Origin of the sequence: Aeromonas sp. SE22 (assembly GCF_038739755.1) — a bacterium.
GTDB lineage: Bacteria > Pseudomonadota > Gammaproteobacteria > Enterobacterales > Aeromonadaceae > Aeromonas > Aeromonas jandaei.
On the sequence record NZ_JBCGFD010000006.1, the window covers coordinates 125,004 to 141,436 of the forward strand.

16 protein-coding genes are annotated in these 16,433 nt (G+C 60.3%); 8 read left to right on the forward strand and 8 right to left on the reverse strand.

Annotation, left to right across the window (positions count from 1 at the left end):
- Positions 1–62: 62 nt before the first annotated feature.
- Positions 63–728 carry a class I SAM-dependent methyltransferase gene (locus AAHA39_RS12115; protein ID WP_320655740.1) on the forward strand — a complete coding sequence of 222 codons (666 nt, stop codon included), beginning with the start codon at positions 63–65 and terminating at the stop codon, positions 726–728.
- 95 nt (positions 729–823) lie between these two features.
- Here the strand turns inward: AAHA39_RS12115 and rmuC are convergent, their stop codons facing one another.
- Both rmuC and AAHA39_RS12125 read right to left on the reverse strand, forming a co-directional pair.
- Positions 824–2,164: a DNA recombination protein RmuC gene (gene rmuC, locus AAHA39_RS12120; protein WP_320655741.1), complete on the reverse strand. Its 1,341-nt coding sequence runs from the start codon at positions 2,162–2,164 to the stop codon at positions 824–826.
- Positions 2,161–2,376: a hypothetical protein gene (locus AAHA39_RS12125; RefSeq protein WP_320655742.1), complete on the reverse strand. Its 216-nt coding sequence runs from the start codon at positions 2,374–2,376 to the stop codon at positions 2,161–2,163. Before AAHA39_RS12125 ends, rmuC begins: the two co-directional genes overlap by 4 nt.
- Positions 2,377–2,517: 141 nt before the next feature.
- Here AAHA39_RS12125 and AAHA39_RS12130 point away from each other — a divergent pair, with 141 nt between their 5' ends.
- A complete protein-coding gene (locus tag AAHA39_RS12130; protein ID WP_033114761.1) occupies positions 2,518–3,039 on the forward strand; it encodes a ferredoxin-type protein NapF in 522 nt (173 codons plus the stop codon).
- Between the two features lie 53 nt (positions 3,040–3,092).
- On the opposite strand, the gene AAHA39_RS12135 is transcribed toward AAHA39_RS12130, so the two are convergent.
- The 6 genes from AAHA39_RS12135 to AAHA39_RS12160 all read right to left on the reverse strand — a co-directional run bounded on the left by AAHA39_RS12135 (position 3,093) and on the right by AAHA39_RS12160 (position 9,676).
- Positions 3,093–3,545: an Rrf2 family transcriptional regulator gene (locus tag AAHA39_RS12135; protein WP_033114760.1), complete on the reverse strand. Its 453-nt coding sequence runs from the start codon at positions 3,543–3,545 to the stop codon at positions 3,093–3,095.
- A 323-nt stretch (positions 3,546–3,868) separates the two neighbouring features.
- Positions 3,869–4,708: a PfkB family carbohydrate kinase gene (locus tag AAHA39_RS12140; RefSeq protein ID WP_320655743.1), complete on the reverse strand. Its 840-nt coding sequence runs from the start codon at positions 4,706–4,708 to the stop codon at positions 3,869–3,871.
- Positions 4,709–4,814: 106 nt separating this feature from the next.
- Positions 4,815–5,786, reverse strand: coding sequence for a LysR substrate-binding domain-containing protein (locus tag AAHA39_RS12145; protein WP_033114758.1), 972 nt, complete (start codon positions 5,784–5,786; stop codon positions 4,815–4,817).
- 155 nt (positions 5,787–5,941) lie between these two features.
- On the reverse strand, positions 5,942–6,670 hold the full coding sequence (locus tag AAHA39_RS12150; protein WP_041209488.1) for a glutamine amidotransferase-related protein: 729 nt from the start codon (positions 6,668–6,670) through the stop codon (positions 5,942–5,944).
- Between the two features lie 86 nt (positions 6,671–6,756).
- Positions 6,757–8,253 (reverse strand): CoA-acylating methylmalonate-semialdehyde dehydrogenase, encoded by a 1,497-nt coding sequence (locus AAHA39_RS12155; protein WP_021231495.1) that lies wholly within the window; start codon positions 8,251–8,253, stop codon positions 6,757–6,759.
- Between the two features lie 91 nt (positions 8,254–8,344).
- Complete coding sequence (locus AAHA39_RS12160; protein WP_320655744.1) at positions 8,345–9,676, reverse strand: aspartate aminotransferase family protein; 1,332 nt, start codon at positions 9,674–9,676, stop codon at positions 8,345–8,347.
- A gap of 186 nt (positions 9,677–9,862) precedes the next feature.
- Here AAHA39_RS12160 and AAHA39_RS12165 point away from each other — a divergent pair, with 186 nt between their 5' ends.
- The 6 genes from AAHA39_RS12165 (at position 9,863) to AAHA39_RS12190 (ending at position 16,340) form a co-directional block, all read left to right on the forward strand.
- Complete coding sequence (locus AAHA39_RS12165; protein ID WP_041209486.1) at positions 9,863–10,405, forward strand: cupin domain-containing protein; 543 nt, start codon at positions 9,863–9,865, stop codon at positions 10,403–10,405.
- A 124-nt stretch (positions 10,406–10,529) separates the two neighbouring features.
- Complete coding sequence (locus AAHA39_RS12170) at positions 10,530–12,026, forward strand: aldehyde dehydrogenase (RefSeq protein ID WP_043850693.1); 1,497 nt, start codon at positions 10,530–10,532, stop codon at positions 12,024–12,026.
- A gap of 125 nt (positions 12,027–12,151) precedes the next feature.
- A complete protein-coding gene (locus AAHA39_RS12175) occupies positions 12,152–12,322 on the forward strand; it encodes a hypothetical protein (RefSeq protein WP_005341999.1) in 171 nt (56 codons plus the stop codon).
- A gap of 113 nt (positions 12,323–12,435) precedes the next feature.
- Positions 12,436–13,338: an EamA family transporter RarD gene (gene rarD, locus AAHA39_RS12180; protein WP_071913728.1), complete on the forward strand. Its 903-nt coding sequence runs from the start codon at positions 12,436–12,438 to the stop codon at positions 13,336–13,338.
- Positions 13,339–13,480: 142 nt separating this feature from the next.
- Positions 13,481–15,100 (forward strand): methyl-accepting chemotaxis protein, encoded by a 1,620-nt coding sequence (locus AAHA39_RS12185; protein WP_320655745.1) that lies wholly within the window; start codon positions 13,481–13,483, stop codon positions 15,098–15,100.
- A 205-nt stretch (positions 15,101–15,305) separates the two neighbouring features.
- Positions 15,306–16,340, forward strand: a complete 1,035-nt coding sequence (locus tag AAHA39_RS12190) for a YeeE/YedE thiosulfate transporter family protein (RefSeq protein WP_320655773.1) — start codon at positions 15,306–15,308, stop codon at positions 16,338–16,340.
- Positions 16,341–16,433 lie beyond the last annotated feature (93 nt).

Below are 16,433 nucleotides of genomic sequence, written 5' to 3' on the forward strand. Positions count from 1 at the left end.
CAGATGTCATATCGTATACATGAAAATATTCCTGCCGATTAGAGCATTATGGGGAGATGGTCATGTTGAAAAGTCTGGATCTATTTGGCAAGGCGCTGAAAGAGCACTATGAGAACAAGGGTGATGAAACCTTGCAGATCAACATCAGCGGGCAAGAACCATATTGTCTCCCGCTCGTTATCTTTTTTCGACCAGCCGACTACTACCAGATTGATCGCCGGGCGTTATCTTTATGCAGGGGAAAGACGCTGGATATAGGAGCTGGAACGGGTGAACACTCGCTCTTTTTGCAACAGCAGCTTTTTGATGTGACCGCCCTCGATATCTCTCCATTGGCCTGTGAGGTGATGCAAGCCAGAGGCGTCAGCAGAGTCATCAATGCCGATATCTTTTCGGCTAGTTTTGACGCCCCGTTTGATACCTGGTTGCTACTCGGTCGCAGTATCGGAGCCGTGGGCAACATTGAAATGTTGGGGAAATTTTTCGAACTTGCTCATCAATATATTTCGCCGAAAGGTCAAATCATTTTGAACTCAACGAACGGGAGTACTAACCAGACCGTTATACGAGAGCTCTCTTTTACCTATAAAGGAGAAACCGAGGCGCCCATCAGTTGGCTGGATATCGCTCAGGATCAGCTGAGCAGGGAGGCGGCTAAATATGACTTTTCTACTGAAATAATCGATATAGAAACTGATGGGAATTATCTGGCGGTGTTAAAGAAATAGTCCTACTTATCGTTCTCTTCTTAAAAACAGAGCCCAAATCAGCAAAAGGCCCAAACCGGGTTTGGGCCTTTTGCTGATGCCGATGCAGGGGAAAACTACTCCCGCTCCTTGTCGCGCTCCAGCGCCCGTTCCACCAGCGGCTCGGGCAGGCTCTTGGTCACCTCCACCCCCAGCTCGCGGAAACGCTCGACCTGCGCAATCAGGTTGCCACGGCCGTTGACCAGCCGTCCCATCGCCTTGTCGTAGCTCTCCTGCGCCTTGTGCAGGCTGCCGCCCATCTGCTGCATCTCCTCGACAAACAGCCGCAGCTTTTCGTAGAGGCGACCGGCCCGTTCGGCAATCTGGCGGGCATTCTGATTCTGCCGCTCGTAGCGCCACAGGTTCTCGATGGTGCGCAGCGCCACCATCAGGTTGGTGGGGCTCACCAGCAGGATATTGTTGTCGAGACCGTAACGCACCAGCGAGGGATCGGCCTCCATCGCGGTGAGGAAGGCGGGCTCCACCGCCACGAACATCAGCACATAGTCGAGGGTGCGCACCCCGGGCAACTGCTGGTAATCCTTGCGACCCAGCTCGCGGATATGGTTGCGCACCGAGGCGACGTGCTCTTTCAGCGCCACAGCCTTCTCCAGCTCGTCCTCGGCGTTGTACCAGCGCTCGTAGGCGGTCAGCGACACCTTGGCGTCGATGATGATGTCCTTCTCCTGCGGCAGGTGGACAATAACGTCGGGCTGGTAGCGCTTACCCTTCTCCACCTCGATATTGACCTGGGTGTGGTACTCGTGACCCTCGCGCAGACCGCACTCGCTGAGGATCCGCGCCAGCACCACCTCACCCCAGTTGCCCTGCTGCTTGCTGTCGCCCTTAAGGGCTCTGGTCAGTGCCGCAGCCTCTTCGGTCATGCGGGCATTGAGCTCGGCGAGGCGCTCCAGCTCGAACTTGAGGCTGTGGCGCTGGGCCGTCTCCTGCGCGTGGGTCTCCCCTACCTGACGGCGGAAACCCTCCAGCTGCTCCTTGAGCGGAGTGAGCAGCAGATCGAGGCTGTTCTGGTTGAGTTCACGGAAGTTGCCGGAGTTTTGCTCGAAGATCCGGTTGGCAAGGTTCTCGAACTGCTGGCTGAGGCGCTGCTCCGCCTCCTGTTGCAGTTGCAGCTTCTCGGCGGCGGCCAGCCGCTCGCTGCGCAGGGTTGCTTCCGCATCCTTGAGACGGGCGGTGAGTTTGATCAGCAGGGTCTGCTGCTGATCCAGCTTCTGCTGCCCCTGTTGCCGCTCATCCTGCAGTTCGTCAAAACGCCCCTGCAGCGCCTGATAACGCTCCTGTGCCAGCAGCAGCTCCTGAGTCTGCGCCGTGCTGCTGCGCCGGCCAATCAGCCAGCCTGTTCCGAGTGCCAGCAGGGCGGCTGGCAGCAGGATGACCCAGAGCCCGGGCTCGATCATTTACGGCTCCGTTGGCGCAGGAAGAGTTCGAGATAGCGGTTGGCCAGCAGCCAGAGCAGCACGTAGATGAGGTAGGCGGCGAGCACCACCCACTTGTGGCTGTTGACCCCGCTATCGAGCTCGACGAACTCGATGCCCTTGATGCGGCAGTAGCCCCACATCAGCAGGGGAAAGATATAGAGCAGGGACGAACGCCAGAGAAATAACCACATATGTTTTCATTCAACCACGGAAAAGAGACCCGCCTAGCTTACACAAGGGCAACAGCCCTTGCGATCCTGACGGCTGCTATTCTCTGGCCTGCCCTCGCAAACTTCGATAAAATTAACCCCTAATAGGTATCAGGGGTGGGCATGACTCATTATTTCCTCCGTTGGCTGACACAAGGTTGGCAAGCTTCACGCAAACCCGCGGTGGTTTGCCATGAAGCGCGCCCGCCGTGGGCGATCGAGGAGTCCCAGTACCTCACCCTCTGCACCCGCTGTGGCGAGTGTTTCAAGGCCTGCCCGCGCGGTCTGCTCAAACCGGCCACCCAGGAGGAGTACGAGGGGAGCCCGATTGCCGGCACCCCGGTGCTCGATCTCGCCTGCGGCCAGTGCAGCTATTGCGGCAGCTGCGCCAGAGCCTGTCCGACCGGCGCACTCGACTTGCAACTGGGCCGTCAGGTGCAGACCCGGGTCCAGATTGAAGAGAGCTGTCAGGCCCGTCAGGGATTCTACTGCCTGCTCTGTGAAGATGCCTGCCCCCAGCAGGCAATCAAGGCCACAGCCGATGGCATCAACGTCAACATGGATGCCTGCAATGGCTGCGGTGCCTGTGGTCTCGCCTGTCTGCACGGCGCCATCACCCTGATCCGCCAGCCGGGCAATCGCTGACAAGCAAAAGGGGCCATCAGGCCCCTTTCCTATCTGTTCTTGTTTCCTGCCCATCAGGCCATTGCCAGAATGGACTCCTGCTCGATGCCCAGCAGATGGCAGAGACGGTTCGGATCGCGTACCGCATCGGCCAGGGTGTACTCACCCAGCACTTCGAGGAAGGCGTTCATGGCGCGGCGCAGGATGCCCTGAATGCGGCAGCCGCCGGAGAGACGGCAGTTCTCGCGCTTGCAGTCGACCGGACAGAGCACATGCTCCATGTCCATCACCACATCGCGCAGGTTGATGGAGACCGCGGAGCGACCGAGCCGGATACCGCCATGCTTGCCACGCACCGTCTCGATGTACCCCTTGATGCCGAGCTGGTGCACTATCTTGACCACGTGGTTGCGAGAGATGCCGAAGGTATCGGCCACTTCGGTAATGGTCGACAGGCGATCGCCCGGCTGCACCGCCAGGAAGGTCAGGGTACGCAGGGCGTAGTCGGTAAATCGTGTCAGTTGCATGGTCGCACTTGCCTCTTACTACAAGCCAGGAATCAGGACGACAACATTGAGCTAAGAGGCAGGAGACAACCGGTTTGCCTCTGTCCACCAGAGGGGGGGGCCTGTCTCTTAATCTGAGTTGCGGAGTGACAAGGTTAAGAGCAGCACAACCGGGTGTCGATGAAGATGCACATAAATCGACACTTTCTTTGATTGATCGCAAACTTGCCGGGTTAGCCCGGCGTTTACCTCCATTCTGGCGGCTAAATTTCCCGAAATTCCTCACCGCCGCACCCAACAGACAAGAGGGGAAATCCCCCTTCGAACAGTGAATGAACGGGGCGTCAGTGCGGCTGTTTCAGCCAGTTTTTCAGCGCGACCGAGGGGATGGAACTCTCGGAGGCGACGGCAAATGCGCCCCAGTCCACCGCACACTGCAACGCATCCTTGATCGCCATGCCTCGTGCCAGACCATGGATCAATCCCCCAGCGAAAGCATCCCCTGCCCCCGTGGTATCGACCACGGATACTGGCCGGGCGGCGACCCTAATCTGCTCCTCACCGTGGATGGCCACGGCACCCGCCTTACCCTCGGTCATCACCAGCCACTCCAGCTGCTCCCCCGCCAGCTGGCGGGCATGTTGCCAGGGGTCGCTCACCTCGCCAAGATCGGAACGGGAGGCCACCAGTACGTGGCAAGGACGGCGCGCTTGCCCCCCTTTGGGATACTGGGCCACCACGAAGCTCTTGCCGAGCATCTGGCGCATGTAGCTGATGATGGCGGTACCGGGATAGTTCACATAGAGGCAATCCACCCCTTCCAGCGGCAGATCACCGGGCAGATCGGGACGCCTCGGGCGGCGCAGTATGGTGCGCTCGCCGGTGGAGTCCACCAGAATCAGCAGCTCGCCGGTCTCGCCGCCAAAGCGCTCCACATGGCTGCAATCCAGCCCGTAACCAGCCGCCTGCTCCAGCAGCCAGTCGCCGGTCTCGTCCAGTCCGATGCGGGAGGCGATGGTCACCTCGTGACCCGCCCATACCAGCCCGATGCCGGTGTTGGCCGCGCCGCCCCCCAACCTGCGCCCCTGATCCACATATTGCAGCCGGGCCCCTGCCACCAGCGGTTCGGAGAGGGAGAGCACATGATCACAGTTGAGATTGGCAAGCAGCAGAATGCGCGACATAGAGACCTCGGACGATGGAGATAGCCCAAAAGAGACAGGCTGAACCCCGAGTAGAGCCCAGCCTGACAGAAGAGACAACCGGCAGCGATCGGGAATCCGATCGGGATCAATAGATGGGCAGCTCCACCCCGGCCAGCAGCTCGTCGATGCGCGCCTGGGTCGGCTGCTGCATCACGCTCTGGATCACCTCCTTGGTGAGGTGGGGCGAGAAGGAGCTGATGAAGTCATACATGTAGTTCTGCAGCAGAATACTCTTGCTGAAGCAGATCTGGGCCGGGCAGGGCTTGAACAGGTGCTCCAGATTGATGGAGACCAGCCCGGGGCTGTCGGTGTCGTTGGCCACCAGCGAGGAGATGATGCCAATGCCAAAGCCCAGCTCCACGTAGCGCTTGATCACTCCGGCATCCATTACCGTCATGTAGTAGCTCGGGGTCAGCCCCGCCGCCTGAAACACCTCGTCCTGCACCTGCCGACCGGTGGCTCCGCTCTCGTAACTGAGGATGGGGTAGTGGCAGAGCTGCTCCAGGGTCGGCTTCTTCACCTTGGCCAGCGGGTGATCCTGCGGCACCACCAGCGATAGGGTCCAAAGGTAGGCGGGCAGCGCGATCAGCTCCTTGTCGAAGCCAATTTCGTGGGCAACGATGGAGAAATCGGAGTAACCCTTGCTGATCTGCTCCTTGCTCGCCGACATTACCGGATGGAGGTGGAACGAGATCTTGGGGTACTTCTTGGTGAAGTAGGTAACCGATTTGGGCAGCAGATAGCGGGCGATTGTGTGGGTAGTGTGGATGTTGAGGGTGCCCACGGTCGGATCCAGATACTCGCGGGAAATCGCCTTGATCTTGCTCTCGATATTGAGCATCGCCTCGGCACACTTGATGATCTCCTCACCCACCGGGGTGATGCGGTGCAGATGCTTGCCACGGCGCTCGAAGATCCGCACTCCCAGCTCGCTCTCCAGCAGGCCGATCTGCTTGCTGACCCCGGGCTGGCTGGTATAGAGCGCATCGGACGCCACCGAGACGTTGAGGTTGTGGTCCCGGATCGCGATCAAGTACTTCAATTGCTGTAGTTTCAAGGCTTCACCCTCTCAAGCTGGTGCGGCGATCACGCCAGACAAACAGGCCGCCACAAAGGGCGGCCAGTGTATCATCCGATCCCGACATCGCAGCGCTTGATCCTTCATTTTGCTACAAAATCTAGCACCCGAAGGGGGTCGCTGACAAACCGGGCTCAGGCCGCGCCGGCCCGCAGCGGCAGGATCCCCAAAAACTGCAGCAACCACTGCATCATGGTTGTCGAATCCACCTCCCCCTCCAGCGAGGAGAGGCTGCTCTGGTAACGCTCGTCGGGCAGCAGGCCACGACGCCGTTCGATCAGCGCCCGGTTGTACTCCACCGAGAACTCGGGGTGCCCCTGAATGGCCACTATGTTGTCCCCCTGCAGGAACATGAAGTTGGGACAAAAATCGTTGCCCGCCAGCCGGGTTGCTCCGGGTGGCAGCAGCGCCACCTGATCCTGATGGCTCGCCAGAATGCGGATATGATCCCGCGCCGGCGCCATCCAGGGGGCATCTTCCAGCATGGGGTGAACCGATACCCCCAGCCCCCACCCCTTGGTGGACTTCACCACCTCGCCACCGAGCGCCTGGGCGATCACCTGATGGCCGAAACAGATCCCGGCCAGCTTGACGTCGGCATCGTGGGCACGGCGGATCCAGCCGCGCAGTGCCTGAATCCAGGGGATATCGCTATAGGCATCATGGCGCGAACCTGTGATGAGCCAGGCATCGCACTCATGCAGATCCTCCGGCAACTCGCCATCGATGGCTGACCAGACCCGAAACTCCAGCTCGGGTGCCAGCGGCTGAAACCCCCTGATAAACATCTCGGAGTAGACGGGGCCAAAACGATCCGCCAGATCGGGATCCAGCCGGTCACAATCGAGAATTCCCAATCGCATCTGTTGCTCCTTTACAGAAGTGCCCCCGCAGACCAGCGATCTGCGGGGGCAAGAGAATCAAATCATGGTGGTGAGCCTTTGGCTCATCACTTCATGGTTGGCATGGAGAACTCGGCACCACTGCGCAGGCTCTGGGGCCAGCGCGCCGTCACCGTCTTCATCCGGGTATAAAAGCGAACCCCGTCCGGCCCGTGCATGTTGAGCGGCCCGAAGATGGAGCGCTTCCAGCCGCCAAAGCTGTGAAACGCCATCGGCACCGGAATGGGGACGTTCACCCCTACCATACCGACCTGCACCCGCGCCGTGAAGTCCCGCGCGGTGTCACCATCACAGGTAAAGATGGCGGTACCGTTGCCATACTCGTGTTCGTTGATAAGGCGCAGCGCCGTCTCGTAGTCCGGCACCCGCACGATGGAGAGCACAGGGCCGAAGATCTCCTCGCGGTAGATGCGCATCTCGGGGGTCACCTCGTCAAACAGGCAGCCACCGATGAAGTAACCCTCGTCGTGGCTCAGCGTGCGGCCATCGACCCGCAGCGTGGCCCCTTCGGCCACCCCCTGATCCACGTAGCCGCGCACCTTGGCCAGATGCTCCTTGCTGATGAGCGGCCCCATTTCGTTCTCCGGGCTCTGGCCCAGCCCCGGACCCACCCGCAGTTTTTCCACCAGCGGCGTCAGCTTGGCCACCAGCGCATCGGCGGTCTCGTCACCCACCACCACGGCCACCGAAATAGCCATGCAGCGCTCGCCCGCCGCCCCATAAGCAGCCCCCATCAGGGCGGAGACCGCCTGATCGAGGTCCGCATCCGGCATCACCACCATGTGATTCTTGGCGCCGCCCAACGCCTGCACCCGTTTGCCGTGGGCCGAGGCGGTGGCATAGATGTACTGGGCGATGGGGGTGGAGCCGACAAACGACACGGCCCCCACTCGCGGGTCGGTCAGCAGCACATCCACCACCTCCTTGTCACCGTTCACCACGTTGAGCACGCCGTCCGGCAGACCGGCCTCCTTGAGCAGCTCGGCCATCCGCAGCGAGAGGGAGGGATCCTTCTCGGAGGGTTTGAGGATAAAGGTATTGCCGCAGGCGATGGCGACCGGAAACATCCAGAGCGGCACCATGGCCGGGAAGTTGAACGGCGTGATACCGGCGCAAACCCCGACCGGCTGCATCATGGAGTAGCTGTCTACCCCGCGACCGACGTTGAGGGAGTGCTCCCCCTTGAGCAGATGGGGAATGCCGCAGGCAAACTCCACCACCTCCAGCCCGCGGGTCAGCTCACCCTGCGCATCGGAGAAGACCTTGCCGTGTTCACGGCTGATGAGCTGGGCGAGCTCGTCCCTGTGCTGCTCCATCAACTCCTTGAAGCGGAAAAAGACCCGGGCCCGCACCAGCGGCGGGGTTTGCGACCAGTCGGCAAAGGCGCGCTCGGCAATGGCGATCGCCTCCTGACACTCGGCGGCGCTGGAAAGCCCCACGCTCCCCTGCTGCTTGCCACAGGCGGGATTGAAGATGGCCCCCTGGCGCTCGCTACGACTCTCCTGCGGCTGGCCGTTGATGAAGTTGCTGACCCTGTATGTCATGTATCCTCCGTGATGACTGATATCGTGGTAGCGCAGCGCTCGTCAAAACGAGGCAACGCAAGGCCCCGCCAGAGCGGGGCCACCAAATGGGTTAGGGTTGAGCCTGCAGGGCATCCTGCAGCAGGGTGAAGAGATCGTCGATCTGGCTGCGCTCGATGATGAGGGGCGGCGACAGGGCGATGATGTCGCCGGTCACCCGGATCAGCGCCCCCTTCTCGAAGCAGCGAACAAACACCTCGTAGGCGCGCTTGCCCGGCGCATCCGGCATGGACTCCAGCTCGATGCCCGCCACCAGCCCGTAGTTGCGCACATCCTTAACATGCTTGCAGCCCTTCAGCGAATGGGCCGCCTCCTCCCAGTAGCCCGCCAGATCGGCGGCGCGGCTGAGCAGGTTCTCGTTGCGATAGATCTCGAGGGTCGCCAGACCCGCAGCAGCAGCCACCGGATGGCCGGAGTAGGTGTAACCGTGGAACAGCTCGATGGCCCCCTTGCCTGCCGCCATCATGTCGTCATAAATGTGCTTCTGCACCAGCACCGCCCCCATCGGGATAGCCCCGTTGGTCAGCCCCTTGGCGCAGGTGATCATGTCGGGAATGACATCGAACTCCTGGGCGGCGAAGGCGGAGCCGAGGCGACCGAAACCGGTGATCACCTCGTCAAAAATCAACAGGATGCCGTGCTTGGTGCAGATCTCGCGCAGCCGCTTGAGGTAGCCTTTAGGCGGCATCAGCACGCCGGTACTGCCGGCGATGGGCTCGACGATCACCGCCGCGATATTGCTGGCATCGTGCAGAAAGACGATCTTCTCCAGCTCGTCGGCCAGCGCCACATCCTCCTCGGGCAGTCCTTTGGTGAAGGCATTCTTGGCGATATTGAGGGTATGGGGCAGATGATCCACCCCGGTCAGCAGGGAACCAAACCACTTGCGGTTGCCGGGAATGCCCCCCACCGAGATGCCACCGAAGCCGACCCCATGATAGCCACGCTCGCGGCCAATCAGCCGGGTGCGAGTGCCCTGACCGCGCGCCCGCTGCCATGCCAACGCGATTTTGAGCGCGGTATCGACCGACTCGGAGCCAGAGTTGGTATAGAAGACATGGCCGAACCCCTTGGGGGCGATCTCCACCAGCTTGTTGGCCAGCTCGAACGGCAGGGGGTGGCCCATCTGGAAAGTGGGGGCGAAATCGAGGTGGGAAATCTGCTGGGAGACCGCCTCGGCAATCTCGCGCCGACCATGGCCCGCGTTGCAACACCAGAGTCCGGCTGTGCCATCCAGTATCTTGCGGCCATCCTCTGAGTGATAATACATCCCCTCCGCCGACTTCAGGATGCGCGGCGCCGCCTTGAACTGCTGGTTGGCGGTGAACGGCATCCAGAAGGCGGACATGTCGGAGGGGGTATTGATGTCGCTGATCGGTTTCATGGTCACCTCATCCTTAAGGTGTTTAGCAACTATCGGCCATTGCCTATTAAATTAAACACCTGAATTCTTAAAAAAGGGCTCATTATGGCCCTATCTGATCTCACCCCAACTAGCTGTGCTGAACGGGGTGGTATAAGATATTTAACACAAATTTAATAATAGTAAACAGTCAAGGAGTGTCTATCGATGGATATCGGCCACCGCCTCAAGGCGGTTCGCACCAAAGCCGGCCTCTCCCAGCGCGAGCTGGCCAAACGCTCCGGCGTAACCAACGGATTCATCTCCCAGATCGAGAAAAATCAGGTGAGCCCGTCGGTTGCCTCCCTGCGCAAGGTGCTGGAAGGGATCCCCATGTCGCTGGCCAGCTTCTTTACCGACGAGACCGAAATGGACTCCGAAGTGGTCTTTCGCGCCGCCGATATGCCGGATCTCGGCACCCATCCCATCAGTTACCGACTGGTAGGCCACAGCCGTGCCAACCGCGCCATCGGCATGATGCAGGAGATCCTGCCTGCCGGAGCCGACACCGGTGACGACATGCTGAGCCACGAGGGTGAAGAGTGCGGCATCGTCATCAAGGGCGAGGTTGAGGTGACCGTCGGCGAGCAGATCTACCTGCTGACGCCGGGCGATGGCTACTACTTCGACAGCCGAACCCCCCACCGTTTTCGCAACGTGGGCGAGCAGGAGTGCGTGCTGATTTCAGCCAATACTCCCGCCAGTTTCTAACTGACTGGCATCGGTTAAAAACAGCCCAATGTTTAATGAATTGTTACATAATGGATTTACAAGCGGCAGGATGTTTAGCATATTGATACGCGGATAGTGACTTTTGCCGGTTCAAGGAGTGAACATGAGTGACCTGACCCTGGCCCAGTGGCAACACAAGGCCTCCCACCTGACCCTGCCCTCGCAAGCCTTTATCGATGGCAGCTATCGGGATGCCATCAATGGCGCCACCTTCGACTGCATCAACCCGGCCAACGGCAAGCTGCTGACCAAAGTGGCCGCCTGCGACGCCGCCGATGCCGAGTTGGCGGTACAGGCCGCTCGTGCCGCATTCGATGATAAACGCTGGAGCGGCCTGCCACCGAAACAGCGCAAGCAGATCATGCAGCGCTTCGCCGAACTGATGCGCCTCAACAAACTGGAGCTGGCGCTGCTGGAGTCGCTGGACATGGGCAAACCCATCGGCGATGCCATGGGCTATGACGCTCCGGCCGCTGCCAACTGCATCGCCTGGAACGCCGAAGCGATCGACAAGATTTACGATCAGGTCGCACCGGTCGAGGAGTCCGCTCTGGCGCTGGTGACCCGCGAACCACTCGGGGTGGTCGCCGCCATCGTGCCTTGGAACTTCCCGCTGGTGATGGCCTGCTGGAAGCTGGGCCCGGCGCTCGCCACCGGCAACTCGGTGATCCTCAAGCCTTCCGAAAAGTCCCCCCTGACCGCCCTGCGCATCGCGGGTCTGGCCAAGGAGGCGGGTATTCCCGACGGCGTATTCAACGTGCTGCCCGGCTTTGGCCATACCGTAGGCGAGGCGCTGGCCATGCACATGGATGTGGATTGCATCACCTTCACCGGCTCCACCAAAATCGGCAAGCATCTGGTGGAGTGCTCTGGCAAGTCCAACCTCAAGCGCGCCTTTATGGAGTGCGGCGGCAAGAGCCCCAACATCATTCTGGCTGACGTGCCCGATCTGGACGCTGCCGCCAGAAGCGCCGCAGGTGCCATCTTCTACAACCAGGGCGAGGTGTGTACCGCAGCCTCCCGGCTGCTGGTGCAAAACAGCATCAAGCCGCAATTTATGGAGCGACTGCTGGCCCATGCCCGCGAGTGGATCTCGGCCAACCCGCTCGACCCCGCTACCCGCATCGGCGCCATGGTGGATCACATCCAGATGGAGCAGGTGCTGCGCTATATCGAAATTGGCAAACAGGAGGGGGCCAAGCTGCTGCTGGGCGGCAACCGCACCAACACAGTGAGCGGCGGCTTCTATATCGAACCCACTATTTTCGATGAAGTCACTCCGCAGATGCGTATCTTCCGCGAGGAGATCTTCGGCCCGGTGCTGGCTGTGACCGGCTTCGATACGCTGGAGGAGGCTATCGCGCTCGGCAACGATACTGACTACGGACTGGCCGCGGCAATCTGGACAGCGGATCTCAACAAGGCGGTCAAGGGCTCACGCGCCCTGCGCGCCGGCACCGTCTTCGTCAACAACTGGGATGGCGGCGACATGACCATGCCGTTTGGCGGCTTCAAACAGTCCGGCAACGGTCGCGACAAGTCGCTGCACGCGCTGGAGAAATATACCGAGCTGAAAAGTACCTGGATCCAGCTCGAATAAGGGGATAAACAGCCATCATCATCAGCAAGGGGGGAGAAATCCCCCCTTTTGCATTTCGGTCTTCCATCAGGCGGCACAATCGATATAATCATCAAATAAGCAAGCCATTAAATATAAAGACAAAAATGCTATTTTTTCTGGGAAGTGTCCTGTTTCTAGTGATCGGTTTGCCCCTGCTGTTCTTCGTGCTGGGGCACGGCGAGGCCTACGTGACCTGGGGCCCCTGGATCTCCGCTATCGCCCTGATGCTGTGGCTGCTGATGGATGTGGACAAGATCCGCCGCGGTAAAGGCTGATCCCCCTCCTCCCCCAGACTGCGCTTTATTCGCTTCTTTCCCCGCACAAGGATCGCTACACTGATTTTTTGCGATGTTTTTCCAACATCCGCACTCCAGTGAAGGCTATCTGCATGTCGCAACAGACCCAGCGCGAGGGGATCATCTACGCCCTGAGCGCCTATACCCTTTGGGGCATAGCCCCGATCTATTTCAAAACCATTGCCGCCGTGCCGGCCATCGAGATCCTCACCCACAGGGTGATCTGGTCATGCGCCCTGCTGATGGTGCTGGTACTGCTGGGCCGCCAGTGGCACAAGGTGCAGGCGGTGCTGCGTCGGCCGAAAGTGCTGCTTACCCTCGCCTTTACCTCCTTCACGGTGGGAGGCAACTGGCTGCTGTTCATCTGGGCCATCAACAACGGCCATATGCTGGATGCCAGCCTCGGCTACTACATCAATCCGCTGTTCAACGTGCTGCTGGGCATGCTGTTTCTGAGCGAGAAGCTGCGCCGCCTGCAGTGGTGGGCGGTCGCCCTCGCCTTTATCGGTGTGGCAATCCAGCTCATCGCCTTCGGCTCCCTGCCCTGGATCGCGCTGGTGCTGGCGTCGAGCTTCGCCCTCTATGGTCTGGTGCGCAAAAAGCTGGCCCTTGATGCCCTCACCGGCCTACTGCTGGAGACGCTCATCATGCTGCCTGCGGCCGCTTTCTACCTGTGGGGCATCGCCGACAGCCCGACCAGCCACATGACGGAGAACGGCTGGCAGCTCAACCTGCTGCTGATCGCCGCCGGCGCCGTCACTACGGCTCCCCTGCTCTGCTTCACCGCAGCCGCCACCCGGCTCAAGCTCTCCACCCTGGGTTTCTTCCAGTACATAGGCCCCAGCATGATGTTCATCCTGGCCGTCACCCTTTACGGTGAGGCGCTGGCAATGGACAAGCTCATCACCTTCGCCTGCATCTGGAGCGCACTGGTGATCTTTACGCTGGATGGGCTGCGCAGCGGCAACACCAAGTCTGCACCGACCAAAGAGTAAACCCTGTCATCCTGCCCCGGCCGTCGTGCCGGGGCAAACCTCGGCAGCAGAATTTTTCTCGTCATCTCACGCCAGTCACGATTGAATCACCTTCCTGATAATGAAGCTATGCTATCCATGGACAACACCGCATGGAGGCATCATGTTCAGGCAAATTCACGATCGTTCACTGCTCTTTAGCCAGCTGCTTGGGGTGCTGGTCATTATCGTGCTGATATCCATCAGCTTTTTTGGCCTCTATTCAGTCAGAAGTGCAGCCGATCAGATGGGACAAGGCAAGGACGTGGTCGCCGACATCCTGCCACCTCCGCTCTATCTCATCGAATCCCAACTGCAGGTCTATACCCTGCTCCATGCCAAACCGGAGGAGCGGGAGGGGTTGCTACAGACTCTCGCACGCCTGCAAAAAGAGTTCGAAGAGCGCAACCGCTTCTGGCAGGAGAGCAACCTGAACGAGCCACTCAAGCTGCTGCTATTGGGGGAACAGAAACAGCAGGGGGAGCTGTTCTGGCAACTGCTCAATACGCAATTTGTACCCGCAATCAAGACAGGCGATTTGGTACAGGCGGGTGCCATCGCCGCACGCCTGCGAACCCTCTATAACGCCCACCGGATCGGAGTAGATGCCACCGTCATCAGCGGCAACCAGTATGCCGCCGAGCAGATGGCCCATCTCGCCAGTACAACCCGGCTCTGCTATGGCTTGTTGCTGTGCGCTGCTCTGCTGGGCGGCGGACTCATCTTCTGGCTGGGGCGACCCACCCAGCAGCGCCTGATGGCCGCCGGCAAGGCTACCGCCGCCATTGCCGAAGGGGAATTGAACCGTCCCATGCCGGAACCTGGCCTCGATGCCATCGGCGAGCTAATCCGCCAGATCGGAACCATGCGCGATCAGCTTGCCACCCTGGTCGAGTCGCTGCAGCGCAGCGCCAGCACTCTCGATGATCGTGCCACAAACCTGACGTCGATGGCACAACGGTACACCGATGACAGCCAGGCGCAGGTCGGGGCAGCTCAACATATCGAACAGGCTATCGAACAGCTCACTAACTCCATCGAGCAGGCGGGTAGCCAACTCCATCAAGTGGGGGACCGAACCCTCCAGTCAGCCGAGCGGGCACAAGAAGCATCGCGCGCCATGCGCACCGTGGAGCAGGTGATCGAGGAGCAAGCCACTGGAGTGAAGCGGGTATCCAGCACCATTTCAGATCTGGCTGGCCTCTCGCAGCAGATTGCCGGGCTGGCTGGCGCCATTCACGATATTGCGGAGCAGACCAATCTGCTGGCGCTCAACGCCGCGATTGAAGCAGCCCGGGCAGGCGAACAGGGGCGCGGTTTTGCCGTAGTGGCCGATGAAGTCCGCTCGCTGGCGACCCGCACCGGCAGCGCCACTACCGAGATCAATACCATCATCGGCAAGATCCAGGATGTCAGCCAGCGCGCCGCCAACGAGATGGATACCGAACTGACTCGGGTCGAACAGGCGGTCACCAACGCGGTGACAGCACGCCAGAGCGTCGCCCGGATAGAACAGAGCTGCGAGGAGATCAACCAGCGCATCGCTCAGGTCGATCAGCTGATAGGCGATGAAACCCGGCTTGTGCAGGGGATCCATCATCAGGTTAGCGAACTGTCCCGACTGGCAACCGAGGTAAATCAAAACGCCAGCCACGCCGCCGAAGAGGCGACCATGGTGGCCCAGCATGCCCGCATCCTGACCAAACAGACCCGTCATTTCCATCTCGACACTCTGCAGCACTGAATCACCCGGTCGGCCATAGCCGAGCGACTCCACCGCCCATTTTTTCAATCATTGGCAAAATGGGTGGTGTTGGACTCCCTGAGGGAATAGGATCCGCCCCTCCAATAACCAACTACAAGGATCAACTGGCATGAATCGAAAATGGTCGCTCCCCATCGTGGCAATCGCGGGGGGAGCGTTACTCTGGCTCGGCAACACCTTTGGTATGAAATGGGCTCTGATGGCCCTGATCGGATTCGGCTTCGGCTTCACCCTCTCCTTCAGCCGCTTCGGCATCGTGTTCGGTTGGCGCGAGATGCTGACCAAGCGCAACAGCTACTATGTGCGGGTTCACCTGCTCACCATCGCCATCGAAATTCTGCTATTCACCACCTTCCTCTCCTTTAGTCACGCCCTGTTTGGCGATGCCATGGTGGGTAATGTGATGGCTATCGGCATTCCTTTCATCGTCGGTGCCTTCCTGTTCGGCATCGGTATGCAACTGGCAGGCGTCTGTGCCACCGGTACTCTTTATTGCTGCGGCGAGGGGCAACCCCGCTTCTGGCTGGTGCTGATCTGCTACGGCATCGGCACCCTCATCAGCAACCAGTTCCGCCCCGAACTGGAGGCCACCTTCTCCAGCCATGTAGTGCTGGCCAAGGATCTGACCGGCAATATCTGGAGCGGCATGCTGCTCAACCTGGCGCTGGTCGCCGCGCTGTTCCTGCTGTTTCGCAACAGCGAACTCAAGCGCACCGGCGAGCTCAAGCCCCTCTTCAGCGGCGGCAATCTGTTCTGGCGCGATGGCCGCTTCACCGTGCTGACCGGCGGCATCATCATCGCCATACTCAACTCCACTGTCGTCGCCCTGCACGGCTCGGCCTGGACCATCACCGGCGCCGTCTATGACATGGCGCTGCGCGGCGCCTCTCTGTTCGGCCTGTTCGAGGGCAACCCCAAGCTGGCCCAGCCACTCTTCATCAATCCCATGGTCGGCATGTTCTGGCTCGGCATTCTGGGGGCCATGCTGGCGCGCTGCATTAACGGTGGTGGTAACTTCGCCCCGATGCGGATCGGCAACAGTCTGGCATCCATCCTCGGCGGCCTGCTGATGGGGATGGGCGCCATGTACAGCGCCTGCAACCTCGGCGGCTTCTTCGACGGTACCGCCTCCGGCAGCCTGCACGGCTGGGTCTGGATGCTGATGGCCCTCGCCGGCAGCCTGATCGGTATTCGCCTGCGCCCGCTGTTCAAGCTCTGAGCCACAGACCGGTACTCGCCAACAAGGGAGTCGGGTCACACCAAATAGAGAGAGCCAGTCCGCTTGCGCGGGCTGGCTCTCTTTTTTCTGTCG